The following is a 695-nucleotide window of genomic DNA, read 5'->3' on the forward strand; positions in this document are numbered from 1 at the left end:
CCCCAGCCCTGTTCTGCGGTGGCGGAGGGGTTCTGATCTATTTTTAAAAGCAGCGGCCTCAGCGTGCGCATGTCGTTGGCGAGGCAGGCATATTGCGCGAAGCGGCCAAGATTCCAGGGGTCAGGGAAGCGGCGGTAAATATCTTCGAGCCCCAGCTTCATGCCCGGCCATGACAGCGCCGCCTGCGAGAAAGCCGATTGCCAAAGACGTCCCCGGCCCAGCATTACTTCGTCATAAATATGGGCGTACATGCTGAGGCCCTCAGTTTTTGACGTCTTGCGGACGGCCAATCTGGCCAGTTTTTCTATCTCTTCGGCAGAGCCGCCATTGCTGGGAAGAAAATGGACAACGGCCTGCCGGTAGATGGCGGGATGGTCCGGAAATCTTGAGGCTGCCGTCTCCACCAGTGGCCAGAATTGTTTGGAGCCCCAACCCTGCAGGGTTGCGATGCCCATGCGTTTGATATGCCAGACGGGATCCCTGCTGCCGACGGGGGCCTTGTCCAGGGCCTGGGCCGCCAGCGCAAGATATTTTTCCCGCGATGCCGCCGATTGCGGGGTCATTCCGTTCAACAGGCTGGCCTGCATCACGTAAATATCGCTGCGGCCAATATGCGGCAACGCAGATTGCGGAAACTTGCCGGACCATTCGCTCAGCCGGCGCTCCTGCAAAGCCCAACATGCTTCGGCATCCAC

Annotated in this window: 1 protein-coding gene; it reads right to left on the reverse strand. The window is 59.4% G+C overall.

The genetic code is table 11. From position 1 onward, the window contains the following. Positions 1–695: hypothetical protein (locus AC1D0Z_RS23515; protein ID WP_477660529.1), on the reverse strand; the 695-nt coding region annotated here is incomplete at both ends.

The sequence above is a fragment of the Polaromonas sp. P1_E3 genome (assembly GCF_056405935.1).